The sequence below is a fragment of the Bacillus sp. OK048 genome, from assembly GCF_900103525.1.
Lineage (GTDB): Bacteria > Bacillota > Bacilli > Bacillales > Cytobacillaceae > Neobacillus.
This window is the reverse complement of record NZ_FNHN01000004.1, coordinates 260,426-285,416: the sequence shown is the minus strand read 5'-3', so window position 1 is coordinate 285,416 and position 24,991 is coordinate 260,426. Positions and strand designations below refer to the sequence as shown.

Below are 24,991 nucleotides of genomic sequence, written 5' to 3'. Positions count from 1 at the left end.
TAAAACAGGAGGCTTTGGAAATTTCCAAAGCCTTTTCTACTAAGGCTGTTTTCGCATAAATGAAAGTTGAAAAGGAAGATGAGTATGTCAAGAGAGTTTGTAATGGGACTTGATATTGGGACTACAAGTGTGAAAGCGTGTATTTTTGACATAAATGGAAAATTAATTTCTGAAGTTGAAAAAATGAACAGCTTTCATTATCCAGAACAGGGCTGGTCCGAACAAGATCCAGTTGAAATAGAGCGGTCTGCCGTTGTGGCAATTAAGGAAGCTGTTGAAAAAGCCTCCATTGGTAAGGATGAACTAATTACACTAGGATTTTCAGCAGCCATGCATTCACTTTTATGTGTGAATGGGGATGGCAGTCCAATTTCCCCAGCGATCATATGGGCAGATGGGAGAAGTTATGCCCAGGCAGAAGCTGTGAAAAAAACTATTGGCAGCAGCATTTATTCTAAAACAGGAACACCTATTCATCCGATGACCCCATTTAGTAAGTTATTATGGATGAAAGAGACAAGCTATAAGCCCTACAAAGAAGCTGTTTATTTTATGTCAATCAAGGAATATTTGATCCTGTCCTGGTTTGGTGTAAGAATGATTGATTATTCGATGGCGTCCGCTACAGGCTTATTTAATCCCGCTACACTTGATTGGGAGCCAGAGGTATTGGAGATGACGGGAATTTCCAAAGAACAGCTTTCTGAAATTGTTCCCCCTACCAAAGTGCTATCAGGTCTTAAAAGAGAAGTTGCCGATGAAATGGGAATTAATCAAGAAATGCCGTTTGTTATGGGTGCAGCGGATGGTCAGTTATCAAATCTAGGAATTGGCGCTATCCTTCCTGGGGAAGTTGCCGTATCCGTTGGTACAAGCGGAGCGATTAGGCAATTTAACAAAGGAGTAAAAATTGATGAAAATCAAGAAACATTTTGTTACTCCTTTACAGCTGATACCTCGATTGTAGGTGGTCCAACAAACAATGGCGGTATTGTCTTACAATGGTTGAAGGATCTATTAAATGATAGTAGAAGTTTTACGGATTTCCTGGCTGACGCAGAAAAAGTTGCTCCAGGAGCTGACGGAATTCTATTTCTACCATATTTAAATGGCGAGAGAGCTCCTATTTGGAATCAGCGGGCAAAGGGCAATTTTTATGGGGTTTCGATTACTCATAAAAAAGAACATTTTATCCGAGCTGTACTTGAGGGTATCACGTTAAATCTCTATCAAATCGGTAAGGCGCTGGAAAGGTTAGCCGGTGAGCCGGAAAAAATCTACGTGAACGGTGGATTGGCTAGATCTCCACTTTGGCTGCAAATGATGGCAGATATCTTTGAAGCAGAAATTTATGTTTCTGAAAGCCATCATAGTGCCGCATGGGGCGCTGCGTGGACTGCTTTAGTGGGAATTGGTAAAGTGGATTCATTTGAAGAGATAAAGAAGAACATTCCGATGGGAAATGCAGTATTACCAAATAAAGAAAACAGTAAAGTATACAAAGCTATCTACGATAACTATGAAAAGCTGGTTAAGGACATGGTGAAGTTTTTTTAAAGATGTACGTGTGAACTGAGTTTACAAAGTGTTTCCGGCCTCATGAAGAGTTCATGAAGCCTAAGACGCTGATGAAAAAGTGAAAATGGGTCTCATGAGGTGTTTTTGAATCTTAAACCGTGAATGGAAACGTAAACTGTGAGACCACTAACTAGATTAATAAAGGGGGAGTACTGTGCTTGAAGAAATTTTAAAACAAGTTCAAAAAGGGGCCCTCAGTATTGCGGAAGCAAAAGAGCAATTAGCAACTTTTGAAAATCTGGGATTTGCAAAGGTTGATCATCACCGGAAGAAACGCCAGGGTTTTCCGGAAGTTGTCTATGGTGAAGGGAAAACAACTGAACAAATCATATCGATTATTCAGGCATTAAGGGCAAGAAATAATCAGGTCATGGTAACAAGAATTTCGAAAGAAAAGGCAGCAGCTGTTCAACTTGAATGTCCTGATTTTACCTATCATGAAGTTGCCCAAATACTTTTTTGGAAAAACCAAGAAAACACCAAAGTTAACTCTCATGGATACATAGCTGTAATCGCAGCAGGCACTTCTGATTTAAGAGTGGCAGAAGAGGCAGCTGTTACCGCAGAGATATTAGGAAGCAACGTCCATCGTATCTATGATGTGGGCGTAGCGGGAATTCATCGTCTATTGAATCATGCTGAAGAAATTCAAAATGCTACCGTTTCAGTAGTTGTTGCTGGGATGGAAGGGGCGCTTCCGAGTGTTGTTGGCGGACTCGTATCTCATCCTGTAATTGCCGTTCCGACAAGTGTCGGCTATGGGGCAAATTTTAACGGGCTATCAGCATTGTTAACGATGCTGAATTCATGCGCTTCCGGAATTAGTGTTGTCAATATTGATAATGGCTTTGGCGGGGGATATAACGCGGTATTAATTCATCAACTTGCGCACAAAGGGGAAAGAAATGAAGACACTTTATTTTGATTGTTTTTCAGGAGTCAGCGGGGATATGGTCATTGGCGCGCTCATTGACGCTGGTGCCGACCCAGTAAAATTGGTAGAGGAATTAAAGAAGCTGCATATTGAAGATGAATATGAATTGAAATGGAAAAAGGTTGTAAAGAACGGGATAACAAGTACAAAGTTTGATGTGGTGCTGTTGAATCAACTTCAGCATAACCACTATGACCACGATCATGATCATGTACACGGACATACCCATGACCACGACCATGACCATGGACACACGCATACCCATGACCACGATCATGACCATGGACACGGACATGACCATGAACACGGACATACCCATGACCACGATCATGACCATGGACACGGACATACCCATGACCACGATCATGACCATGGACACACGCATACCCATGATCATCACCATGATCACCGCTCCTATCAGGATATTGTAAGATTAATTGAAGAGGCTGACTTTTCTCAACAAGTAAAAGAAACCTCCTTGAAGATTTTTAAAAAAATTGGTGAAGCTGAAGGACTTATACATGGAGTTCCTTTGGAACAAGTTCATTTCCATGAGGTGGGTGCGGTAGATTCAATTATTGATATTATTGGAACAGCGATTCTAATTGATCAATTAAAAATATCAGTAATCAAATCATCTCCGATTCCAGTTGGAACGGGAAAAATTCAAATCGACCATGGGATCTATCCAGTACCAGCCCCTGCAACACTCGAAATATTGAAGGGGGTTCCGATTGAACATTCGGAGGTTAGATTTGAGCTTACAACGCCAACTGGTGCAGCGATCGTCGCAGTCCTAGCAGAAGAATTTTGCTCTATCCCTTCAATGAAAGTAAGCTCAATTGGGTATGGGGCAGGAACCAAAACATTTAAGGACCATCCTAATGTTGTGCGGATTATTATCGGTGAATAAGGTTACATACTGGTTGCCTCTACTTAATGCCGTTTTCAATAACGCATTTAGATTTGGATCACTATAGGCCTGTTATAGTGACCCAAATCCATTTCGAATCAAGCACTCGGTAACTATAGACCCCTTATAGTGACCCAAATCCATTTGAAAAATCTCAAGTGAGAGGAGTTACTCGAATGAATTCTCACCCTCCTAATCATGAACACATAGATGACCAAATGATCAAGATGGAAGTAAACCTTGATAATATCCCAGGAGAATGGCTGGGTTATGTGATGGACTTACTTTTCGAGGCGGGGGCTAATGATGTCTTTTACACCCCAATTTATATGAAAAAAAACCGACCTGCAATTTTGCTTCAATTACTCTGCTCCCTTGAAAATGTACCTAAGATGAAAGAAATCCTTTTTAAAGAGACAACAACACTGGGGGTACGTTATTATCCGTTAACTGTGCACCGCTTGGAAAGAGTATTTACACAAGCTAACACAGAGTGGGGACCGATCACCGTAAAAGAAGGAATCCTAAATGGACAAGTCGTGCAACGGTCACCAGAGTATGAGGAATGTAAGAGCATAGCACAGCACCAGGATGTACCGTTAAAGAAGGTTTATGAACAGGTTTGGAAGGCTTTAGATAACAAAAAATAAACGTCCACTTATATATTTCAAAATAAAACGAGACTGTCCAAATTTGGGCAATCTCGTTTTATTTTTATCAACTTGAAGCAATATTGACCAAAACGAACAGGAATGCTAAACTGATTTTTAAATTAGTTCATTAAACAAACAAACACGAGATTACCTCATTTCCCACACTTCTAAATAAAAGAAAGGGCTTTCTTTAAATCAAAACCCTAAAAAAATCACAAATTCTTCTAAAAAAACAGCATTTCCATTAGAGGAATGGCCTTAGAAGAAGGTCAGGAAGATATTGCAACCATGTCTTTTTCCCTTGCAAAGCTTCTCCGTTACAATCTTAAAAATAATTCATCAACCGTTAGCTTAAGAGAAGAAATTAAGTTTTGTCAGACCTATCTCCAGATACAGAAATTTCGGTTTGATGACCGATTTGAGTATGAGATTGATATACCGGAGTGGGCAATGGATTTTCAAATTGTAAAATTTTCATTGCAACCTTTAGTGGAAAATTGCTTTGTTCATGCCTATGGCCAAATGATCCAAAAGTTCAAGATTAAGATAACAGCTATTCTCCATTCAGAGTCGACTTATGCAATCTTAGTAGAAGATACTGGTGCTGGAATTCCTAACCATACTTTAGCGGCACTTACAAAAAAGACTGACCAAAAAGTTACAAACTCTGATGGGAATAAAATTGGTATTTTAAATGTCCATCAAAGGATTCATTATGTGTTTGGAGCGGATTATGGCTTAAGAATTAAGAGTCAAGAGGGTAGGGGAACAGTGGTCGAGATGTATCTGCCGATAACGGAAAAATAAACGCAGAAGGGGTGATTGGATGAAAAAAATCTTGTTAGTGGACGATGAGAGATGGGTTCGTACTGCTTTAAAGTGGACAATAAATAAATTGAATCTTCCTTTACAGGTTGTTCATGAATGCAATAATGGGTTGGAAGCATTGGATTGGATTAAAATAAATGAAGTAGATTTGATCCTAACGGATATTCGAATGCCAATTATGGACGGTATTGCTTTGGTTAAGGAACTTAGTGGTTTAAATGGTGAATTTGATGTTATTGTCATATCGGTCCATGATGAGTTTCAATTTATTCAACAAGCCATGCGGAGCGGTGTCACCGACTACCTTCTTAAACCGATTGAAGAGACAGAAATAAAAGTTTGTCTGGAGAAATGGTTAAATAAAAAAGGTAATCAAGTTAAAATGAGCGAGACTTCGATTCCTGAAAAAGAAACCCTTCCTTTATCAACGATTGAAAGAGTCATGGACTATATAAAGAAAACACCGCTCGATCAAATTACTTTAAAAGAAGCAGCAGAGAGTATTCATATTAATCCAAGTTACCTTAGCCAACTGTTTAAACAACAGCTTAATAAAAAGTTTGTAGATTATATTACAGAACTGCGTATTGAAGAAGGTAAACGGTTATTGCAAAATACAAGCTTAAGAATGTCTGAAATTGCAGAAAGAGTTGGATATTCTGATCTAGCCTACTTTAGTAATAATTTTAAGAAAGTAGTGGGATGCTCACCATCCGAGTTTCGAAATAACCATATGAAAAAGGGGGAAAGTAAAACAAATAGAGGTTCAACGGTGGATTCAGGAATCTAAAAAGAGCTGGAACAAGGTTACCCACATGCCCCAGCTCTTCTTTTTATTTATCTACACTCTTTTTTCGAAATTAACACGTTTGTTAATAAAATACATAATCGGCATACCTATAGCCATTACGACAAATTCCCCTGTAGCTACAGTCAGCCAAGTAAATAAGAATGGCCATTCAAATGCCAGGTTTAATTCAAAGGCAATGATGAACATCGTTATGGTGAAAACTACCGTATTCACAATCATTCGAGCCCAAATACCTTTAATAAAGCGTGCAGAAATGATCGTGATGGATAACGCTAATACGGATTGACCAACTCCAAAAACTAGGTCATAAGCGACTAGTGGCGAAAAGAAAAGATTGCTGAAAAATACTCCTAAAATGATTCCGAGAATGTACTTTTTATTGAACACGACTAGATGGTTAAACATTTCGGATACACGGAATTGAATATTTGTGAAGCCGAAGGGTGCGATTAGCCCGGATACAGCAATATATAAAGCAGCCAAAATCGCGTTTACGACAAGTGTTTTTATTTTCATATTTAGTATCTCCTTAGTTTTTTTACGTGGGAGGTTCTCGAACCACGTTTTATCGGCAAGATATTATAGTAATATATATGAATCTACTAGTCAATGGAAAGATTGTATTACACAAATATATCCATAAAGTTTACTTTATGGAAGGGTATTGGATAAATTTCCTACCTTTGTACAATCTAAAAGTAAAAATGAAATCTCGCCAGACTCATACAATGTTATAATAAATTTATACTTCAGGATACCCCCGCTTAAGACTTCATGCTATTATATTTCTTATGAATCATTACTATGATTGAATAATATTCAGAATATTAATAAAGTAGAAGTGAGGGGGACTAGATGGAACCCATTATTGCGTTAAAAGATGTATCATTTACATATAAAATCAATGAAAACTCTTCCGTATCTGTTCTGAAAAATGTCTCTTTCTCAATTTATCCAGGTGAATATGTGGCGATTATCGGTCACAATGGTTCTGGGAAATCAACATTATCCAAGCATTTAAATGGGCTGTTAACACCAGGTTCAGGGGATGTTTGGGTGCAGGGTCACAATACGAAGGACGAGAGCAAGAAACTAGCCATTCGGAAAGCGGTTGGAATGGTCTTTCAACATCCTGATAATCAAATCGTTGCGACCATTGTGGAGGAGGACGTAGCGTTTGGGCTAGAAAATATTGGTGTACCAAGAGCAGAGATGAAACAAAGAATTGACGAAGCGTTAGAGGTTGTGAAAATGACGGAGTTTAGAAAAAGGCCGCCACACCACTTATCTGGTGGACAAAAACAAAGAGTCGCAATCGCTGGAGTCCTGGCGATGCAGCCGGATTGCATCGTATTCGACGAATCTACAAGCATGCTTGATACCTTTGGCAGAAATGAAGTCCTACAGGCAATGCGAAAAATGAATAAGATGGGGATGACAATTATTACCGTAACCCATCGGATGTCAGAGGCAGCAGAAGCAGATCGGATTATTGTGGTTGAAGATGGGAAAATTGTTATGGACGGAACACCTCAAGAAATTTTTAAACATAAACAAGTACTTATGGATCTGCAATTAGATGTACCAGCCATTAGCCAGATGGCTGATATCATCCATAATCAAATTCCGTCATTTTCAAAAGAGTTAATCCAGGAGGATGAACTTATTAATGAAGTAAATAGAGTATCACAAGCAAGGAGCGGGGAGATGGTCTGATGCCTAGGCATCCGGTTATAGAAATAGAAAATTTATCTCACACCTACATGAAAGGAACCCCGATGGAGCATAAAGCCCTGAAGGGGACAAGCATGGTGGTTAATGAGGGGGAATGTATTGCCATTATTGGCCACACCGGTTCAGGGAAATCTACTCTAATCCAGCATTTTAATGGCCTCATTCGCCCTGATTCAGGGAAAGTCATCATCGATGGCATCGATTTATCGAAAAAACGAATTGACATAAAGACGTTACGGAGAAAAGTTGGACTTGTTTTTCAAAATCCAGAGGACCAAATTTTTGAAAAATTAATTGGCGATGACATTGCCTATGGTCCCTTTAAACTTGGTTTGCCTTTAAAGGAAGTGAGGGAACGGGTTAAATGGGCGATGGATATGGTTGGCTTAAATTTTGAGGAAATGAAAGATAGGCAAACATTTGCCTTAAGCGGCGGGCAGAAGCGTAAAGTTGCACTGGCAGGAATCCTAGCGCTAAAGCCTAAGATTTTAGTTCTCGATGAACCGACAGCAGGTCTAGATCCAAGGTCTCGAAATGAGCTGCTTGATAAGATTAAGTTCTTAAATAAAATGGAAAACCTAACAGTTATTTTTGTTTCGCACAATATGGAAGAAGTCGCATATTTAGCTGACAGAGTGTATGTAATGGCCGATGGTTCTGATGTATTATCAGGTACGCCAGAAACTATTTTTACGGACAAGGATCAATTACAGCGTTTCCAAATTGGAACACCTGAGACTGTTCAGGTTTTATACCGGCTAAAAGACCTGGGATACAATGTAAATACTGCTGCCTTTACGGTTTCGGAAGCAGCGAACGAAATCATAAAGGTTCTCGCCAATGGAGAGGTGGAGAATCATGGCTAGTGAATTTGATTTATCACGAAATATTACGATTGGTCAATACGTGCCGACTGCTTCTTTTATTCATCGGCTAGACCCGAGAATAAAGCTGTTACTGTTCACGATTCTGGTTATAGCGATAGCACTTAACACTAGTTATTTAGGAAATGCTTTCGGTCTGCTATTATCTATCTATTTATTCTGGGCATCCAAAATACCAATCAGTTATGGGTTATCTGGCATCAAGCCGGCTATTCCCTTTATCATTATTTTAGGTGTGCTACAACTTATCTTTCAAGGTAATGTCTTTTCGGGCGGGACTGTATTCTTTAAGTTTGGGTTCATCTTGATCACGAGTGAAAGTATTCGATTAGTGATTGTGTCAGCTGTGCGTTTTGTAGAAATCATTTTATTAAGCAGTGTTCTAACTTTATCAACTTCAACAACTGAATTAACCCATGCCATCCAAAGTCTCTTAAGCCCATTGAAGAAAGTGAGATTTCCTGTCCATGAACTATCATTAATTATTACGATTGCGATTCGTTTTGTGCCAACCTTTGCGATTGAGATGGAAAAAATGATGAAGGCGCAAGCCTCAAGAGGGGCTGACTTCGGTTCAGGGGAATGGTGGAGAATCATTCAGAGGACAAAGGATATGTTTCCCATTATTATTCCTTTATTTACAATCGCATTATCAAGGGCAGAGGATCTTATCTTAGCCATGGAATCGCGCTGCTATACACCGGGGAATGAAAGAAGTGCCTATTCTGTTTACAAAGCGCTCGGACGGGATTATATCGTTTTAGTGATTGGGTTGATCGTATCAATTCTATTACTTTTTTATCCGTTTCCATATTAGAAGGCTACAAGGAGTAACAAAGTTCAAGAAAATAGCCTATTAGAAATAGTAAAAGGGGAGAAATTTAATGAAGGGTTCCTTAACGGTTAGAAATATTGTTATTGCTGGTGTCCTTGGGGCGATTGCCATTCTTTTAGGAGTAACCCGAATCGGATATATTCCTGTACCAACAGCAGCTGGAAATGCAACCATCATGCATATTCCTGCAATTATTGGGGGGATTATGCAGGGACCAGTTGTTGGGGCAATTGTTGGACTCATCTTTGGTGTTTCGTCTTTCTTAAATGCAACGGTCCCCCTATTTAAAGATCCGTTAGTGGCCATTCTGCCACGTCTTTTTATTGGGGTTATTGCCTGGCTTGTCTATGTTGGACTTCGCAAAAAAAGTGAATATGTTGCTATTGGTACGGCTGCATTTTTAGGGACCTTGACCAATACCGTACTTGTTTTAACTATGGCCGTCGTGAGAGGCTATATGGCAGCTGGAGTGGCATGGACGGTTGCCATCACAAGTGGAATCCCTGAAGCGATTGTTGGCACGATTGTAACGCTAGCTGTCGTCTTGGCGTGGAAGCAAATTGGTAAGGGGAAGAAATCTAAAATTTCAGAGGATCTATAGAAGAGTCTCCATATTTATTCCAATCCTATTACCCTAGGTCATAACTCACCTATTGACAAGTATATTATGTAATAGTAAAAATAATAGTAACTAGTTTTATAATAAATGGGTTGTTACTGTTCGGCAGGCAAAACCTAAATTTGTGATAGAATATCTTTAATGGTATTCTACTGGCAAATTTAGGTTTTTTATGTTTAAGGTTGGTTTACAAAATAATTCAATCAAGGGCGAGTGGAAATGGAAATACTGAAAATTTTAAACAATAATGTAATTGTATCGCATAATGAATTGAATCAGGAAATTGTCGTGATGGGGAGGGGATTGGCTTTTCAGAAAAAAGTAGGAGGGACCATCGATCCTTCTAATATTGAGAAGACATTCGTTTTGGAGACCCATGGAATGTCTGAAAAACTGGCAAAGTTATTGCGTGATACCTCAGAGAAATACTTAAACATTTCTGCGAAAATTTTGGAATATGCGCAGTCCCATCTTCCTTACAAATTGGATGAATATTTATATGTTGCGCTAACCGATCACATCAGCTTTGCGATAAGCAGGCATAACCAAGGAATTCATTTGAAAAATCCAATGCTCTGGGAAATTCGTAAATACTATAAGCAGGAGTTTCAAATTGCCTTAATGGCCCTCGAAATTATTGAAAAAGAAACAGCTATTGCACTAGGGGAGGATGAAGCAGCATCCATTGCACTGCATTTAGTCAATAGTCAATTATCAGGTGAGAATATGGCAGCGGCCGTGCAAATTACCGAGATGGTCAATACGATCCTGAACATTGTAAAATACCATTTCAAAATGGAATTGGACGAGAAATCCATTAATTATGAACGGTTTTTAACACATCTTCGCTTTTTTGCCATCCGTTTTGCCCGTAAAGAGAAATTGGTAGAAACGGTGGATGAATTCTTTTCCGAGCAGATTAAACTAAAATATCCAGAGGCAAATACTTGTACTGAAAAGATTGCTAATTATTTGGAGCATCAATTTAATTGGAGTCTAACCAAGGATGAAGAAATTTATTTAACCGTACATATTCATCGCGTAACAAATCGCCATAAGATGAAATAAATTCCATAGTGAAAACGTTGACACTTTATGAAAGCGTATGCTAAACTATTAATATAAACTTAATAATTAAATTTCCATTAGGATTGTTACTGATTTTGCAGGCAAAACCTAAATTGCACCTTCATTTCTTATGATGTGCAATTTAGGTTTTTTGTTTTTTAGGAGGTGGATCTTTGATCGATATTCATCAATTTAATAGTAATGTGAAGGAATGTTACCTTACTGGGCATAACCTGAATTGACTTTCAACACGCTATTGCTGTGTGTTTGAGATCGGTTCAGGTTTTTTATTTGATAAAAAACTTTAAAAGAAAGAAGGGTCAATAAATGAAATACGAACAATTGGCGAAAGACATTATTGAAAATGTCGGCGGTAAAGAAAATGTTAACAGTGTTGTTCATTGTATTACTCGTCTGCGGTTTAAGTTAAAGGATGAAGGCAAGGCGAATACAGATGTATTAAAAAATATGGATGGCGTCGTCACCGTAATGAAAAGTGGCGGTCAATATCAAGTAGTTATCGGGAACCATGTCCCAGATGTTTATAAAGCTGTTGCAGCAGAAGGTGGATTCCAGTCTTCAAGCCCAGTTGATGCTGAAGATAACAGTAAAAAAGGGAATTTATTAAACCGCTTTATAGATATGATTTCCGGTATCTTTACTCCAATACTAGGAGTATTAGTAGCAGCTGGTATGCTTAAAGGATTTACTGCTTTGTTTGTTGCAATAAAATGGCTTGATCAACAAGGTGGAACGTATCAAATTTTAAATGCAATTGGAGACGGCCTATTCTACTTCTTACCGATTCTATTAGGTTATACGGCTATGAAGAAGTTTGGTGGAACTCCATTCTTAGGTGTAGTTATAGCTATGGCTCTAGTTTATCCTGCGCTTGGAGGGATTCCAGGAACATATGAACCACTATACACCTTATTTAAGGGAACAATGTTTGAATCTCCTGTGTACATTGAGTTCTTTGGTATTCCTGTGATTCTAATGACATATGCCATGTCTGTTATTCCTATTATTGTTGCTGCGTATTTTGCTGCGAAATTAGAAAAAGGTTTATCCAAAGTTATACCAGATGTCATAAAAACATTCTTCGTTCCAATGTTAACAATGCTAATTATCGTTCCTTTAACATTTATTATTATTGGTCCAATTGCAACTTGGGCAAGTCAGTTATTAGGTCAAGCAACTGTTTGGGTATATGATTTAAGTCCTGTCATTGCGGGGGCATTCCTAGGTGGATTCTGGTTAGTGTTTGTAATGTTTGGATTACATTGGGGACTTGTTCCAGTTGCAATTAATAACTTTGCAGTTGGTGGTTTTGACCCAATATTAGCTTTAATTTTTGTTCATTCATTTGCATTAGCTGCTTCTATTCTAGCTATTTGGATTAAAACAAAGAGTACAAAAATGAAATCACTTAGTGCACCAGCATTTATTTCAGCTATCTTTGGTGTAACTGAGCCTGGTATGTACGGAATCGCCTTACCATTAAAGAAACCATTTATTTTCACACTTATTTCATCAGCAATCGGTGGTGCATTACTAGGGATATTCGGTACGAAAGGTTATACAATGGCAGGTCTTGGAGTATTCCAGTGGCCAAGCTTTATTCATCCTGAAGAAGGATTAAATACAGCATTCTTCGGTTCAATTATTGCTGTTGTAGTTGGGTCAGTTCTAGCTTTTGTATTGACTTACTTCTTCGGTGGAATTAACAAAAATCAAGAAGACATATCTGAAATAAAACAATCTTCAACGAAACAAAACTTAAAAGTTGAAACAATCGTCAGCCCGTTAAATGGGGAAGTAAAAAAATTAGCGACTATTGAAGATGCAGCGTTTGCTTCTGGAGCACTAGGAAAAGGTGTTGCAATTGAACCGACAGAAGGAAAATTATATGCACCTGTTTCAGGAGCGGTTTCAGTATTATTCCCAACTAATCATGCGATTGGTATTACATCCGATGATGGAGCAGAAATATTAGTTCACATTGGTTTGGATACTGTTCAATTGGAAGGTAAATATTTCACTGCTCATACTGCACAAGGAAGTAGTGTGGAAAAAGGACAACTATTAATTGAATTTGATATTAATGCAATTAAAGAGGCTGGTTACTCATTAACAACTCCTGTAGTGGTAACAAACACTGATAATTATGAGATTGCACCAACAAGTGTATCAGTGGTTAAGTCTCAGGACGCATTATTGGAATTAAAGATTAAATAAGATTTATTTTCCGCTAAAAGTAAATCTGGCATTCGCCTTTAGAAGACGAATGCCAGGCTTATCAAATATCTAGGAGGAATATATAATGACAAAACGATTCTCAGAAGGATTTTTATGGGGTGGCGCAACTGCTGCTAACCAACTTGAAGGAGCTTACCTCGAAGGTGGAAAAGGTCTTAATCTAGCAGATGTTTTACCTGGTGGAAAAGCAAGACTCCAACTACTAAAACAAACTGGTTTTGATTTCGAAATTGATAAAACAAAATATAATTATCCGAATCATGAGGGGATTGACTTCTATCATCGTTACAAAGAAGATATTGCACTATTTGCAGAAATGGGCTTTAAAGTATTCCGTTTGAGTATAGCATGGAGTCGTATTTTCCCTAATGGTGATGAACATGAGCCTAGTGAGGAAGGTTTGGCTTTTTATGATCGTGTATTTGACGAGCTACATAAACATGGAATTGAGCCGTTAGTAACAATAGCTCATTATGAAACACCACTACACTTAATCAAAGAATATGGTGGTTGGAGAAATCGTGAATTGGTTGGTTTCTTTGAGCGTTATGTAAGAACAATTTTTACACGATATAAAGATAAGGTTAAATATTGGCTTACTTTTAATGAGATAAACGGTGCAACTCATATGCCATTATTAGGACTCGGATTTTCACCTGAAAATGAGGAAACGCGTTTGCCAGATAGTTTCCAAGGCTTACATCACCAATTCGTTGCTAGTGCACAAGCGGTTAAGATAGGGCATGAGATTATTCCTGGTTCACAAATTGGTTGTATGTTGATTTATGCTCCAGTTTATTCGTATGATTCAAATCCTGAAAATGTAATGCATGCTAGACAGGAAGCAGATATCTTTAATTTCCTTTGTGGGGATGTGCAAGTTCGTGGAGAATATCCTTACTTTGCAAAAAGATATTTCAAAGAGAATAATATTGAGCTTGAAATTCAAGAAGGAGATCTTGAAACGATTAAAGAAGGAACAGTTGACTTCATCTCATTTAGTTACTATATGTCACGTACTGATAAAAAAGAAAAAACACCTGAAGAGATGGGTGCTGGAAATTTAATCGGTGGAGTTAAAAACCCATTCTTAAAAGCAAGTGATTGGGGATGGGAAATAGATCCAGTAGGTTTAAGAATTGCCTTAAATGAACTGTATGGTCGTTACGAAAAACCTCTAATGGTTGTTGAAAACGGGCTAGGCGCTTATGACAAAGTAGAAGAAGATGGATCTATTAATGATGATTACCGAATCGATTACTTTCGTGAACACATTGAACAAATGAGCGAAGCAATTGAAGATGGTGTTGAATTAATGGGTTACACCAGCTGGGGATGTATTGATTTAGTAAGTGCATCTTCTGGTGAATATTCAAAACGTTATGGATTTATCTACGTAGATAAGCATGACGATGGAACAGGCACATTGGAACGTAAACGTAAAAAGTCATTTTACTGGTATAAAGATGTTATTTCTTCAAATGGAGAAAATTTATAAGAAAAATTATTGATCAGTGAGGAATTTTTCCTCACTGATTTATTATAAAAGGAGGAGATTGTTTTGGTAAAGAATACGAATGGTTTTCCTGAAGGTTTCTTATGGGGCGGTGCTACCGCTGCCAACCAAATTGAAGGCGCCTATTTAGAAGATGGAAAGGGGTTGACAACAGTTGACCTTATGCCGACAGGCAAAAATAGATGGGATGTTTTAACAGGGAATGTGGATTCCTTTAAACCGCTTGAAGGAGAATTTTATCCTTCTCATGAAGCGATTGACTTTTACCACCATTATAAAGAGGATATTGCACTTTTTGCGGAGATGGGTTTTAAATCATTCCGTCTTTCGATTTCCTGGGCGCGGATTTTTCCGAATGGAGACGATGAGCAGCCAAATGAAGCGGGCTTAAAGTTTTATGATGATGTGTTTGATGAATTATTAAAACACGGCATTCAACCGGTAGTAACGATTGCTCATTTTGATGTACCTGTTCATTTGGTTGAGAAGTACGGAAGCTGGAGAAACCGCAAGCTTGTAGGACTTTTTGAAAAATATGCAACAACCCTTTTCAACCGTTATAAAGATAAGGTGAAATACTGGATGACGTTTAATGAAATAAATATGCTCTTACACCTGCCTTTTATTGGTGCTGGGCTTGTATTTAAAGAAGGCGACAACAAAATGCAAATTCAATATCAAGCGGCACACCATCAGCTTGTAGCAAGTGCATTAGCGGTTAAAGCCTGCCATGAAACTATCCCAGATGCCATGATTGGATGTATGCTCGCGGCAGGTATGACATATCCATACACATGTAATCCAGATGATGTATTTGAAGCTATGGATAAAGATCGGGAGTCCTTCTTCTTTATTGATGTACAGTCACGTGGTGAATATCCAGGCTATGCAAAGCGATTCTTTAAAGACAACAATCTAACCATTGAGATGGAAGATGGGGATGCAGACCTTTTAAAGAATCATACAGTTGATTATATTGGGTTTAGTTATTATGGAAGCCGTGCAACTAGTACAAATCCTAAAATTTTAAAACAAATAGGAAGTGGAAATGTGTTTGCGTCTGTTGAAAACCCTTATTTAGAGAAATCAGAATGGGGATGGCCGATTGATGCAAAAGGCTTCCGAATTACTGCGAATCAGTTATATGATCGTTATCAAAAGCCATTATTTGTTGTTGAAAATGGACTTGGTGCTGTTGACGAAGTCACTACAGAAGGCAAAATCAATGATGACTATCGAATTGACTACTTAAGAAAACATATCGCAGCCATGTCGGAAGCAATTAAAGATGGGGTTGAAATCCTTGGGTATACAAGTTGGGGACCAATTGACCTTATTAGTGCTTCAACAGGTGAAATGAAAAAGCGCTATGGCTATATATATGTAGATAAAGATAATGAAGGCAACGGGTCATTAAACAGAATGAAAAAGAAAAGCTTTGACTGGTATAAAAATGTTATTGCGACAAATGGGGAACAACTATAAGATATAGTAAAAGCACCGGTTAGCCATTGGCTGCCGGTGTTTTTACTAAAGGGGAGTCAAAGTATGCTACATCACATTGAAATTTATGTTTCAAATCTTAGTAAAACCATCGAATTCTGGGGATGGTTTCTAAAGGAATTAGGTTATATGCAATATCAGAAGTGGGATCACGGTATTAGCTGGAAGTTTGGGGAAGCCTATATAGTATTTGTTCAAACCGAAGAGAGGTTCATGGATATAGCTTACCACCGCTGCAGAGTAGGGCTTAATCATCTTGCATTCCATGCAAAGTCAAAGGAACATGTCGATGAAATTACCTTGATACTAAAAGAAAAAGGAATTCCTATCCTATACCAAGACAAGCACCCATATGCCGGAGGAAATGATTATTACGCTGCATTTTTTGAAGATCCAGACCGTATCAAAGTAGAACTAGTTGCACCAACTTGAATTAGGGTATTTCTTTTGAAAAGTGTGATATAAATCACGAATTACCATCACGCTTATCTTTATAATCTAAAGAAGGCAATGAAGTAAAGGGGTGTGGGTATGGAATATAATTTTAAATCACTTTATAGTGAAATTGGCGGGCAGGAAACGATTGATAAGCTTGTAGCTGCTTTTTACCCACGGGTATATGCAGATCCTGAATTGAGACCATTATTCGAAGGGGATATGGAGGAAATTATGAGGAAGCAACGGATGTTTCTTCCACAATTCTTAGGCGGTCCTGCTCTATACAGCCAGGAGTTTGGACCGCCGGCGATGAGACATCGTCATCTTCCTTTTGAAGTCACACCAAGAAGAGCACAGTGCTGGCTTCGTTGCATGAAAGAAGCCTTTCAAGAAATAGGGCTTTATGATCAACCTGCTGGACTTGCGTTTTATGATCGTTTAACCCAAGTTGCTGGTATTATGGTGAATAGCCCCGATAGAGAATAAAGGATCAAAAGGGTATCCACAAAAATTAGAGGGTACTTAAAAGTTCAACACCAGAAATCTTAAACAATTCTAGTTTTCTACCTTTTTGGTTACCAGTCTTTGATTACTCATCTAGCCTATGAGTGACCACTCTCTCTTCTTTTAGCAATTATCGGGATCTCATCAGATCTTGTACAGGTTTTAAGTACCTTCCAAAAATTAAGCACCCTTTTTTGGTGAATAAAAAATCCTTTAGCTTCTTAGAAAGCCACCTTCTGAATTCAATATCTGCCCTGTAATCCACTGTGCCTCTTCGCTGACAAGGAATGCAACGAGGCGAGCTGCATCGTCTGGAATTCCAATACGCCCTAATGGAAATTTAGGCAGCAATTCTTGTCTAATTTCTTCGTTCATCCATCCCGTGTCCGTAGGACCAGGATTAACGGCATTAACTGTAATTCCAAGTGGTGCAAGCTCTGCGGATATGGAAAGGGTAAAGGCAGAAATAGCCCCCTTCGTTGCCGCATAAGCTAATTCACCAGGCATTGGTCCAAGCCCTTGCCCGGATGTAAGGTTAATTATTCGGCCATTTGTATTTTTAGATTTTCTAAACCGACGTGCAAATTCTACAGATAGCAGGAAAGTAGCTCTCATATTTACTGCATAATGGTCATCAAGTGTTTTTGCAGCTAAATTCAAATATCCATCTCTTGTGGAATGTGCTGCATTATTAATAAGAATGGCAGGAGTACCCAATTCGGCAGTCACGGCATCCATCAAATTAAATGGTGCGTTGGGGTCAGCCAAATCAACTTCATAGTTTGCACAACGAACACCATGTTCCCGGATATTGTCTTCGAAATTTTTAACCCAAACGGTATTTGAACCCCAATGGGTAAAGAAAATATCTGCACCAACTGAGGCTAGTTTATTGCAAATAGCAGCTCCAATTCCATTTTCATGACTTACACCTGTAATTAATGCAATACTGCCATTTAGATAATAGATAAAGATCCCTCCCTGAAAGTTTGATGAATTTCGTTGCGCATAGCTAAATTAAGTTTCGGATGCATGATTTTAATTGCGGATAGCTTGAAAAAAAAGCACATCAAGTTTTAATGATGTGCTTTTTAGTATTCTTACTTTTTGAATTTAGCCCATGTTGCATCGAGTGCTTTCATGGCTTCTTCTTTAGATTTTTGGCCGCCTACATATGCCTGCAGAGTTGCGCCAAATTCTTGGCCTGCTCCATCAGGATATTTCATGAACTGCCATTGGTATGCTTTGCCTTCTTTAGAATATTTAAGAAGGTCCGCACCTAGAGCCCCAATATCTTCTGGAGTTGCATCAATTGTTTTAAAGGCAGGAATGTATTTGAATTCCTTTGTTAATGCTGTTTTACCTTCTTCAGATGTAACCATCCAATTTAAGAAATCTTTAGCGGCTTCTTTGTCTGCTTCAGGTGCTTTATTGTGAATCACCCAGTTGCTTGGTACGTCTATCATTAATTTATCGGACTGCGCTGGATCATCGCTAAGGGCTAATGGAATGAAACCAACTTCTAAGTTTGGATCTAATTTATCAAGCATTGGCTGTATCCAGTTACCTTGCTGAATCATTGCCGCTTTACCTGTAGCAAATAGTGTTACTTGAGTGTTGTAGTCTGTTGTTAAAGGATTTTTGTTTCCGTATTTCATTGTTAAATCTAATAGCTTGAAGAAATTATCGAATTCTTTATTTCCTTCAATTTTAGCTTTGCCTTCATTTAAACCTTTGAAAAAAGCATCTGGATCTTCTTGGTATGCGAAGGGAACATTCATCCCGTGGTTAGCTAATACCCACCACTCAGCATATCCTATTGAGAATGGTGTAATGCCAGCCGCATCGAGCTTTTTCGCTGCTTCTTCTAATTCAGAAAATGTTTTTGGAAGTTCTGTAATCCCTGCTTTTTTAAATAATTCTTTATTATAGGCAAACCCATAACCTTCCATATTCAAAGGCATTCCGTATACTCTTCCATCGATTGTCATACCGTCTAAAGTACCTTCAAAGGCATCTTTAATCCAAGGCTGATCAGATAGGTCTTCAAATTTATCTTTCCATACTTGAGCAGCCTGGTCACCGTCATTTGTAAAAATATCAGGAGCTTTATTGGAAGCAAATTTAGCTTTAAGAGCTGCAGCGCCATCCGCACCGCCTCCGACTGTTTCAATGTTAAAAGTAACATTCGGATGCTGTTTTGTATACTCATCTGTTAACGCCTTAAATTGATCGGCGATTTCAACTTTTCCTTGGAAAATATCAATAACTACTTTATCGCTCTTCCCACCGGTGCTTTCTTTATCTCCAGATGTACTGTCGCTAGAACATGCGCCTAAAAGAAGTGATGCGGATAGTAAACCTGCTACTAATGAATACTTTTTAAATGCCATTTCGTTATCCCCCTAGTAAAATTTTATTATATATATCCCTAATGCCTGATATTCAGACAGCAGAGGGTACTCCTATTTAATAGAACCGCTGGTAATTCCTTGAATAATGTGTTTTTGCATGGTAAAGAAGAAGATTAATAATGGAATAATTCCAATTACTAAAGCTGCAAGTGCTAAATCCCATTGCTTTGTATACTGCCCAAAGAAGAAGAAAGTTGCCAATGGAATCGTTCTTAACTCTGGATCTTGAAGCACTAATGATGGTAATAAGAAATCATTCCAAATCCATAGGCTGTTTAAGATGACGATGGTCACAGTAATTGGTTTTAATAGTGGAAAAACAATTCTCCAGAAAACTCCAAACCGAGTACAGCCGTCGATTATTGCTGCTTCTTCAAGCTCTAATGGAATTCCTTTAATAAAACCGTGATACAAGAAGATGGTCATTCCAGAGCCAAAGCCAAGGTACATGAAGACAAGTCCCCATATGCTGTTTAATAGTCCTAAGTTACCCGCCGTTTTAATAAGCGGAATCATCAAGGATTGGAACGGAATAATCATTGCAGCAACAAATGTCATGAAAATGATATTGCTGATTTTCTTTTTGGTTCGAACGAGCATGTACGCAGCCATCGAACAAAAGATAACGAGAACGATATTACTCCCAATGGTAATAATTAACGAGTTTTTAAATACAGTTAAAAACTCCAATTTTTCGAATGCGTTAACATAGTTATCGAACATCAACACCTTTGGCAGGGCTGATGTGTTGGTTAAAATCTCGGCAAATGGTTTCAAGGAGTTTGAAAACACATAATAGAATGGGACTAAAAAGACGAGACCCAGCAGGATCGCAAGGATTTCAACAATAGATGTTCTCCATGTATACCTGTTGCCCATTAGGATTCAACCTCCCTTTTCTTTGTAATCGAAACTTGAAGGACGGTAATCGCTGCTACAACTATAAAGAAAATCAATGCTTTTGCTTCACCAATTCCGTAGCGGTTATTAACGAATGCTTCTGTATAAATATTAAGCGCTAACATCTCTGTTGATTTAAATGGACCGCCGTTTGTCAATGAGAGGTTTGCATCAAAGACTTTAAAGGATGACGCGGTTGTTAAAAATAAACAAATTGTTACGGCTGGTGCAACAAGCGGCATTGTGATGTGACGGAGGATTTGGAATCGATTCGCTCCGTCGATTCTTGCTGCCTCAATTAATTCCTGCGGTACGTTCTGCAGGGCAGCAATATAGATAATCATAATATAACCTGCACCCTGCCAAACACTGACAATGACAATTCCCCAGAATGCGGTCTTCGCATCTCCTAGCCAAGCTAGCTCAAAAAGAGGAATCCCGGTTAACTCTCCAATGGATGCAAATCCTTTTACAAAAATAAACTGCCAGATAAATCCTAAAATCAATCCACCAATTAAGTTTGGCATGAAGAAAACGGTACGTAAGACGTTTTTTGATTTCAACTTCTGGGCCACAAGTAAAGCTAATCCAAACCCGATTAGGTTTGTTAAGATGATGGCAACAACTGTATATTTTGTTGTAAGAATGAAGGACTGTTGAAATTGCTTGTCCTCCGTAAATAAGTATTTGAAATTATCTAGTCCCACCCATTTAACGGATCCTGTTACCCCGTTCCAATCGGTAAATGCATAATAAATACCTGTAAAGAAGGGGATTAAAACAATAAGTATAAATGCTAATAGGACTGGCCCAACAAATAGGGTAAATAACCCAGCGTCTTTCCATTTCTTCTTATTTAGAAACGAAACAGAATGAGAAACTTTCGTGCTTTTCTGATTTGTGAGGGGTGGCCCATTACCTGTATCCAGTTTACTTTCGTTATTCATTCCCTGCACCTCCATAACTTTATTTTAGTGATTGTGGAAAATTATGAAACGGCTTACATTGACCACTAGGGTGGAAAATATTGAACAGGTCAAAATAATGAACTCTTAAAGGCTGCTTAAAGTTGTGCTACAATGTTCTAAAAATGTTGCAAGGGAGGACAGGTTAGTTTTTTTAAATAAAACAAGGCTAACCAATATTATATGGGATGGGGTATTCGGAAAAAGCTTATTATCTTTTTAATGCTTGTAACAGTTCTCCCTTTTGGGACAGCCATCACCGTTACTTATTTTTATACGACCAAGTCACTAAATGAGCAATCTGTTTCAACGAATCATGATTTGATATTAAAAGGCAAGGAAGAGATCACTGTTTATTTAAACGATGTTGCCCAAATGTCATCGGTCCCTTATCGATATACCCCTTTTATGAATGTAATGCGGAATGGGGTCTCCTCCGACTTGGCTGTTAATCAAGAAGAAGTGCGCAGAGTGCTTGCATATTTATTTAATACACGTCCCGAAATTGAACAAATGCATTTATATATTCATGAAGGAAAGGAGTCATACACCAATTATCATTCGAGAATCAGCGGAAGGGCATCTTATGAAAATATATTTTCACACCCTTACTATGGGGTGTTAACAGCCATAGAGGGCTATTCCCTTATTGAACCTCCGCACGAGATTTATAGCTATAACAATATTTCGGTTATTCCTAATTCGCAGAAGTTGAATGTATTAAGCTTCCATAATGTAATTCGGGATGTCCCATTAGCGGATGTTTTAGGCTTTTTATCGATAGATATTAATCTTTCTAGAATTAGTGCAATCTCCGAAAGATTATATACGAAAGACGTCGAAGACCTTTATATTATGAATGAAAAGGGAATGATTATTTACTCTCCAAATGAAAAAGAGATTGGAAAGGAAAATAAAGAAAAGTGGTTTGAACAGGTGAGAAAGGAACCGAAAGGCAAGAAAAGTATCGAATGGAAGGACAAGCAGTTTACGGGTGTCATCGTTCATGAAAAATTCACAGATTCCTTTAAGGACTGGTCTATCGTAAAACGAATCCCTTATGATGTTCTTTATCAGGGTGCAAGAGAAACTGTCATAATCAATATTTTGATTGGTTTGGCTACACTTTTATTTGCATTACTGGGGACCATGTTTGTTTCCTTTAAGTTAACGGCACCCATAAAAGTGTTAATCGACAATATGAAGAAAGTCGAGAAAGGTGAATTGAAGGCTGATTTCGAATCATTAGGTACGGATGAAATTGGCATGTTGGGAAGGCATTTTAAAAGAATGATTGCTAAAATAGATGAATTGATTGAGAGTGAATATAAATTAGAGATAGAAAATAAAGCATCACAACTCCGGGTGCTGCAATCGCAAATTAATCCGCATTTCCTTTATAACGCCTTTCAGTCTATTGGTACATTGGCACTAAAGTTAAACGCGGTTCCGGTGTATTCATTGCTGACCTCCTTATCAACGATTATGAGATACAGTATGAATATGAAGGATGATATTGTTCCATTTACATCCGAGTTGAACCATCTGAAATCCTACTTATTACTGCAAAAACATCGGTTTGAAGAGCAGTTTGAATTTGAACTGTATATCGAAGAGGAGGTCAAAGCGATATTCGTCCCCAAAATGATTTTACAGCCGGTAGTGGAGAATTGTTTTAAGCATGGCTTTGATCAGCACATTGAAAAAGCATGGATAAAAATTGAAGCATTTCTCGAGAATGACACTATGGTCAAAATCAATATAAAGGATAATGGAACGGGTCCTAGCGATGATCACCTTGAAAAAATCCGCTTGGAATTGTTTCATGGCATTTCAAAAACAGATACGCAAAGAGAAGCGATTGGATTAAAAAATATTTATGACCGATTACAGATTTATTACCATAACCAGGCAAACCTATCAGTTAACCGGAATAAGGAAGGTGGTTGTACGGTTACCATCCAAATCCCGAAGGTAATGCCGAAAGAGGTGGAACAGTCATGAAGGCGTTAATTGTTGATGATGAAAAGCATGTCCGGGATGGAATTAAGATACTCGCACAGTGGGAGCAAAATGGAATTACAGAAATATATGAGGCAGGAAACGGTGAAGAAGCTATTGAGCTTATTCAAACCATTCGTCCTGAGATTATTTTTTCTGATATGAAGATGCCAAAAATGGATGGAACTCAGCTTTTAGAGTGGATTAAAGAAAATCAGCCAAACAGTAAGAGTATTGTGGTGACAGGTTACGATGACTATCATTATATGAGAAAGGCGATCCATTTTGGCAGTTCAGACTATCTCTTAAAGCCTATCGAACCGGAAATTTTAAATCAAACCTTGGAAAAAGCGGTTAATGAATGGAAGAAAGAAGAAGCTGACAGGCAGAGGAAAGAAAATAGCTCACTGCTGCTTAATGAAATGACTCCTGTTTATCGAGATCGCAAACTAACACAGCTAGTGAATAGCGATCATTTCCAGAAAGATTTATTTGAAGAACTCGGCTGGTTAAAACAGTCACGAGATTACATAGTCGCCCTAGTCCGAGTTAACGGAAAAACAATGGATGCATTTGAAGGGGATCGAGATTTAACCTACTTTACGATTTTGAATATTATTAACGAAATCATGAAGGAAAATGGAAGTGGAATTGGGTTTCGTTACTTATCAAAAAAACTTGAAATTGTACTAATTTTTTGGGACAAGTTCGAGTTAGTAGAAGAGATTTTAGTAAGTATCTATAAAACACTAAAAAATATGTTAGATATCTCTTGCCCGATTGCTGTCGGGAAACCTGTAAATAATAGTTCCAAGTTGATAGATTCTTATCACCATGCGAGAAAAGTTTTATTAAATAGAAATATATTGAATGATAGTGTAAATAGAGTCTATATGTCGAATATAGAGGAAGCTCCCTCATTAAAGAGTTTGATTGTATATTCTTCAGATATTGAATTTGCTATCCAAACGGGAGAAATTTGGGCTTTTGAAGAATTAATGGATCGAATCGAAAAGGACATTACAGAAATGGAATACTTATCAGTAAAACAGGTGATGAATTTAGAAACTGAGTATTTGGTCATTAGCAATAAGTGGTTTAAACATTACAATCTTTCATTTAGGGCACCAGAAGATATTGAGCAGCGGGTTGATTTATTCTTTGATTCAAACGGAATGTTTAGACTTAAAGAGTATAAAGAAAGAAAAAGGCGTGAAATTGCTGTTTTTATGAAAAAAGTAAAGAAAAGCACACTTATTAAAAGCAATAATATCATTACTGATATTGAAAAGTACCTTCAGGAAAATTTTGACCGGGATGTAAAGCTGCAGGAGATTTCAGACAATTTTTATATCAGCAGAGAATATATCTCTAGGAAATTTAAACAGGAATTCAATGAGAACATTTCAGATTACATTGTAAGAATCAGAATGGATAAGGCAAAGACTTTATTGAAGAATAGTCAGTTGAAAATCTATGAGATTGCGGGCATGATTGGCTATCAGGATGACAAGTATTTTCGTAAGGTTTTTAAAAAAGTTGAAGGTATTACCCCGAATGAATATCGTGCCAAATTTATGAAATAGTTTTTAGAATAAAATAGCAAAATAGTATATGTTTTAATTATATCATCT

General features: G+C 37.9%; 23 protein-coding genes and 1 riboswitch. Of the genes, 18 read left to right on the top strand and 5 right to left on the bottom strand.

Going from position 1 to position 24,991, the window contains the following annotated elements:
* Nucleotides 1-84: 84 nt before the first annotated feature.
* The 6 genes from BLR86_RS09950 to BLR86_RS09925 all read left to right on the top strand — a co-directional run bounded on the left by BLR86_RS09950 (nt 85) and on the right by BLR86_RS09925 (nt 5,696).
* The gene (locus BLR86_RS09950) at nt 85-1,557 is read left to right on the top strand and encodes a gluconokinase (protein ID WP_090760849.1); all 1,473 of its coding nucleotides are present in this window, start codon (nt 85-87) and stop codon (nt 1,555-1,557) included.
* Between the two features lie 175 nt (nt 1,558-1,732).
* The gene (gene larB, locus BLR86_RS09945) at nt 1,733-2,503 is read left to right on the top strand and encodes a nickel pincer cofactor biosynthesis protein LarB (protein ID WP_090760847.1); all 771 of its coding nucleotides are present in this window, start codon (nt 1,733-1,735) and stop codon (nt 2,501-2,503) included.
* Entirely contained in the window at nt 2,484-3,425 is a 942-nt protein-coding gene (locus tag BLR86_RS09940; protein WP_090760845.1) for a nickel pincer cofactor biosynthesis protein LarC, read from the top strand. Before larB ends, BLR86_RS09940 begins: the two co-directional genes overlap by 20 nt.
* A gap of 176 nt (nt 3,426-3,601) precedes the next feature.
* Nucleotides 3,602-4,075, top strand: a complete 474-nt coding sequence (larC, locus tag BLR86_RS09935; RefSeq protein WP_090760843.1) for a nickel pincer cofactor biosynthesis protein LarC2 — start codon at nt 3,602-3,604, stop codon at nt 4,073-4,075.
* 255 nt (nt 4,076-4,330) lie between these two features.
* The gene (locus BLR86_RS09930; RefSeq protein ID WP_090760841.1) at nt 4,331-4,885 is read left to right on the top strand and encodes a sensor histidine kinase; all 555 of its coding nucleotides are present in this window, start codon (nt 4,331-4,333) and stop codon (nt 4,883-4,885) included.
* Between the two features lie 19 nt (nt 4,886-4,904).
* Nucleotides 4,905-5,696, top strand: coding sequence for a response regulator transcription factor (locus BLR86_RS09925; protein WP_090760840.1), 792 nt, complete (start codon nt 4,905-4,907; stop codon nt 5,694-5,696).
* A gap of 51 nt (nt 5,697-5,747) precedes the next feature.
* On the opposite strand, the gene BLR86_RS09920 is transcribed toward BLR86_RS09925, so the two are convergent.
* Nucleotides 5,748-6,233, bottom strand: coding sequence for a QueT transporter family protein (locus BLR86_RS09920; RefSeq protein ID WP_090760839.1), 486 nt, complete (start codon nt 6,231-6,233; stop codon nt 5,748-5,750).
* A gap of 7 nt (nt 6,234-6,240) precedes the next feature.
* Nucleotides 6,241-6,285: riboswitch (PreQ1 riboswitch) on the bottom strand.
* Between the two features lie 287 nt (nt 6,286-6,572).
* Here BLR86_RS09920 and BLR86_RS09915 point away from each other — a divergent pair.
* The 10 genes from BLR86_RS09915 to BLR86_RS09870 all read left to right on the top strand — a co-directional run bounded on the left by BLR86_RS09915 (nt 6,573) and on the right by BLR86_RS09870 (nt 17,059).
* On the top strand, nt 6,573-7,433 hold the full coding sequence (locus tag BLR86_RS09915) for an energy-coupling factor transporter ATPase (protein WP_090760837.1): 861 nt from the start codon (nt 6,573-6,575) through the stop codon (nt 7,431-7,433).
* The gene (locus BLR86_RS09910; protein ID WP_090760835.1) at nt 7,433-8,317 is read left to right on the top strand and encodes an energy-coupling factor transporter ATPase; all 885 of its coding nucleotides are present in this window, start codon (nt 7,433-7,435) and stop codon (nt 8,315-8,317) included. The genes BLR86_RS09915 and BLR86_RS09910 overlap by 1 nt, the downstream gene beginning before the upstream one ends.
* On the top strand, nt 8,310-9,152 hold the full coding sequence (locus tag BLR86_RS09905) for an energy-coupling factor transporter transmembrane component T family protein (protein WP_090760834.1): 843 nt from the start codon (nt 8,310-8,312) through the stop codon (nt 9,150-9,152). The genes BLR86_RS09910 and BLR86_RS09905 overlap by 8 nt, the downstream gene beginning before the upstream one ends.
* Before the next feature lie 67 nt (nt 9,153-9,219).
* Entirely contained in the window at nt 9,220-9,771 is a 552-nt protein-coding gene (locus tag BLR86_RS09900; protein WP_090760832.1) for an ECF transporter S component, read from the top strand.
* Between the two features lie 237 nt (nt 9,772-10,008).
* Nucleotides 10,009-10,857, top strand: coding sequence for a BglG family transcription antiterminator LicT (gene licT / locus BLR86_RS09895; RefSeq protein WP_090760830.1), 849 nt, complete (start codon nt 10,009-10,011; stop codon nt 10,855-10,857).
* A gap of 327 nt (nt 10,858-11,184) precedes the next feature.
* Nucleotides 11,185-13,095 (top strand): beta-glucoside-specific PTS transporter subunit IIABC, encoded by a 1,911-nt coding sequence (locus tag BLR86_RS09890; RefSeq protein WP_090760828.1) that lies wholly within the window; start codon nt 11,185-11,187, stop codon nt 13,093-13,095.
* Nucleotides 13,096-13,180: 85 nt separating this feature from the next.
* On the top strand, nt 13,181-14,614 hold the full coding sequence (locus BLR86_RS09885; RefSeq protein WP_090760826.1) for a glycoside hydrolase family 1 protein: 1,434 nt from the start codon (nt 13,181-13,183) through the stop codon (nt 14,612-14,614).
* 63 nt (nt 14,615-14,677) lie between these two features.
* A complete protein-coding gene (locus BLR86_RS09880) occupies nt 14,678-16,117 on the top strand; it encodes a 6-phospho-beta-glucosidase (protein ID WP_090760824.1) in 1,440 nt (479 codons plus the stop codon).
* Nucleotides 16,118-16,180: 63 nt separating this feature from the next.
* On the top strand, nt 16,181-16,567 hold the full coding sequence (locus BLR86_RS09875) for a VOC family protein (RefSeq protein ID WP_090760822.1): 387 nt from the start codon (nt 16,181-16,183) through the stop codon (nt 16,565-16,567).
* Between the two features lie 99 nt (nt 16,568-16,666).
* Nucleotides 16,667-17,059 carry a globin domain-containing protein gene (locus BLR86_RS09870; RefSeq protein WP_090760820.1) on the top strand — a complete coding sequence of 131 codons (393 nt, stop codon included), beginning with the start codon at nt 16,667-16,669 and terminating at the stop codon, nt 17,057-17,059.
* 231 nt (nt 17,060-17,290) lie between these two features.
* Here BLR86_RS09870 and BLR86_RS09865 read toward each other — a convergent pair whose 3' ends face one another.
* The 4 genes from BLR86_RS09865 to BLR86_RS09850 form a co-directional block, all read right to left on the bottom strand.
* Nucleotides 17,291-18,046 (bottom strand): SDR family oxidoreductase, encoded by a 756-nt coding sequence (locus tag BLR86_RS09865; RefSeq protein ID WP_090760818.1) that lies wholly within the window; start codon nt 18,044-18,046, stop codon nt 17,291-17,293.
* A gap of 131 nt (nt 18,047-18,177) precedes the next feature.
* Nucleotides 18,178-19,470 (bottom strand): ABC transporter substrate-binding protein, encoded by a 1,293-nt coding sequence (locus tag BLR86_RS09860; RefSeq protein ID WP_090760816.1) that lies wholly within the window; start codon nt 19,468-19,470, stop codon nt 18,178-18,180.
* 72 nt (nt 19,471-19,542) lie between these two features.
* A complete protein-coding gene (locus tag BLR86_RS09855) occupies nt 19,543-20,370 on the bottom strand; it encodes a carbohydrate ABC transporter permease (protein ID WP_090760814.1) in 828 nt (275 codons plus the stop codon).
* A complete protein-coding gene (locus BLR86_RS09850; protein ID WP_090760812.1) occupies nt 20,370-21,338 on the bottom strand; it encodes a carbohydrate ABC transporter permease in 969 nt (322 codons plus the stop codon). The genes BLR86_RS09855 and BLR86_RS09850 overlap by 1 nt, the downstream gene beginning before the upstream one ends.
* A gap of 201 nt (nt 21,339-21,539) precedes the next feature.
* On the opposite strand from BLR86_RS09850, the gene BLR86_RS09845 reads away from it, so the two are divergent.
* Nucleotides 21,540-23,360 (top strand): sensor histidine kinase, encoded by a 1,821-nt coding sequence (locus BLR86_RS09845; RefSeq protein WP_090760810.1) that lies wholly within the window; start codon nt 21,540-21,542, stop codon nt 23,358-23,360.
* A complete protein-coding gene (locus BLR86_RS09840) occupies nt 23,357-24,943 on the top strand; it encodes a response regulator (protein WP_090760808.1) in 1,587 nt (528 codons plus the stop codon). The genes BLR86_RS09845 and BLR86_RS09840 overlap by 4 nt, the downstream gene beginning before the upstream one ends.
* The last annotated feature ends 48 nt before the right edge of the window (nt 24,944-24,991 follow it).

What these genes read in the sequence shown, in the direction of transcription:
- BLR86_RS09950 (WP_090760849.1), top strand. Translation starts at nt 85, where the DNA reads ATGTCAAGAGAGTTTGTAATGGGACTTGATATTGGGACTACAAGTGTG.
- BLR86_RS09940 (WP_090760845.1), top strand. Translation starts at nt 2,484, where the DNA reads ATGAAGACACTTTATTTTGATTGTTTTTCAGGAGTCAGCGGGGATATG.
- larC (WP_090760843.1), top strand. Translation starts at nt 3,602, where the DNA reads ATGAATTCTCACCCTCCTAATCATGAACACATAGATGACCAAATGATC.
- BLR86_RS09930 (WP_090760841.1), top strand. Translation starts at nt 4,331, where the DNA reads ATGGCCTTAGAAGAAGGTCAGGAAGATATTGCAACCATGTCTTTTTCC.
- BLR86_RS09925 (WP_090760840.1), top strand. Translation starts at nt 4,905, where the DNA reads ATGAAAAAAATCTTGTTAGTGGACGATGAGAGATGGGTTCGTACTGCT.
- BLR86_RS09920 (WP_090760839.1), bottom strand. Translation starts at nt 6,233, where the DNA reads ATGAAAATAAAAACACTTGTCGTAAACGCGATTTTGGCTGCTTTATAT.
- BLR86_RS09915 (WP_090760837.1), top strand. Translation starts at nt 6,573, where the DNA reads ATGGAACCCATTATTGCGTTAAAAGATGTATCATTTACATATAAAATC.
- BLR86_RS09910 (WP_090760835.1), top strand. Translation starts at nt 7,433, where the DNA reads ATGCCTAGGCATCCGGTTATAGAAATAGAAAATTTATCTCACACCTAC.
- BLR86_RS09905 (WP_090760834.1), top strand. Translation starts at nt 8,310, where the DNA reads ATGGCTAGTGAATTTGATTTATCACGAAATATTACGATTGGTCAATAC.
- BLR86_RS09900 (WP_090760832.1), top strand. Translation starts at nt 9,220, where the DNA reads ATGAAGGGTTCCTTAACGGTTAGAAATATTGTTATTGCTGGTGTCCTT.
- licT (WP_090760830.1), top strand. Translation starts at nt 10,009, where the DNA reads ATGGAAATACTGAAAATTTTAAACAATAATGTAATTGTATCGCATAAT.
- BLR86_RS09890 (WP_090760828.1), top strand. Translation starts at nt 11,185, where the DNA reads ATGAAATACGAACAATTGGCGAAAGACATTATTGAAAATGTCGGCGGT.
- BLR86_RS09885 (WP_090760826.1), top strand. Translation starts at nt 13,181, where the DNA reads ATGACAAAACGATTCTCAGAAGGATTTTTATGGGGTGGCGCAACTGCT.
- BLR86_RS09875 (WP_090760822.1), top strand. Translation starts at nt 16,181, where the DNA reads ATGCTACATCACATTGAAATTTATGTTTCAAATCTTAGTAAAACCATC.
- BLR86_RS09870 (WP_090760820.1), top strand. Translation starts at nt 16,667, where the DNA reads ATGGAATATAATTTTAAATCACTTTATAGTGAAATTGGCGGGCAGGAA.
- BLR86_RS09860 (WP_090760816.1), bottom strand. Translation starts at nt 19,470, where the DNA reads ATGGCATTTAAAAAGTATTCATTAGTAGCAGGTTTACTATCCGCATCA.
- BLR86_RS09855 (WP_090760814.1), bottom strand. Translation starts at nt 20,370, where the DNA reads ATGGGCAACAGGTATACATGGAGAACATCTATTGTTGAAATCCTTGCG.
- BLR86_RS09850 (WP_090760812.1), bottom strand. Translation starts at nt 21,338, where the DNA reads ATGAATAACGAAAGTAAACTGGATACAGGTAATGGGCCACCCCTCACA.
- BLR86_RS09845 (WP_090760810.1), top strand. Translation starts at nt 21,540, where the DNA reads ATGGGATGGGGTATTCGGAAAAAGCTTATTATCTTTTTAATGCTTGTA.
- BLR86_RS09840 (WP_090760808.1), top strand. Translation starts at nt 23,357, where the DNA reads ATGAAGGCGTTAATTGTTGATGATGAAAAGCATGTCCGGGATGGAATT.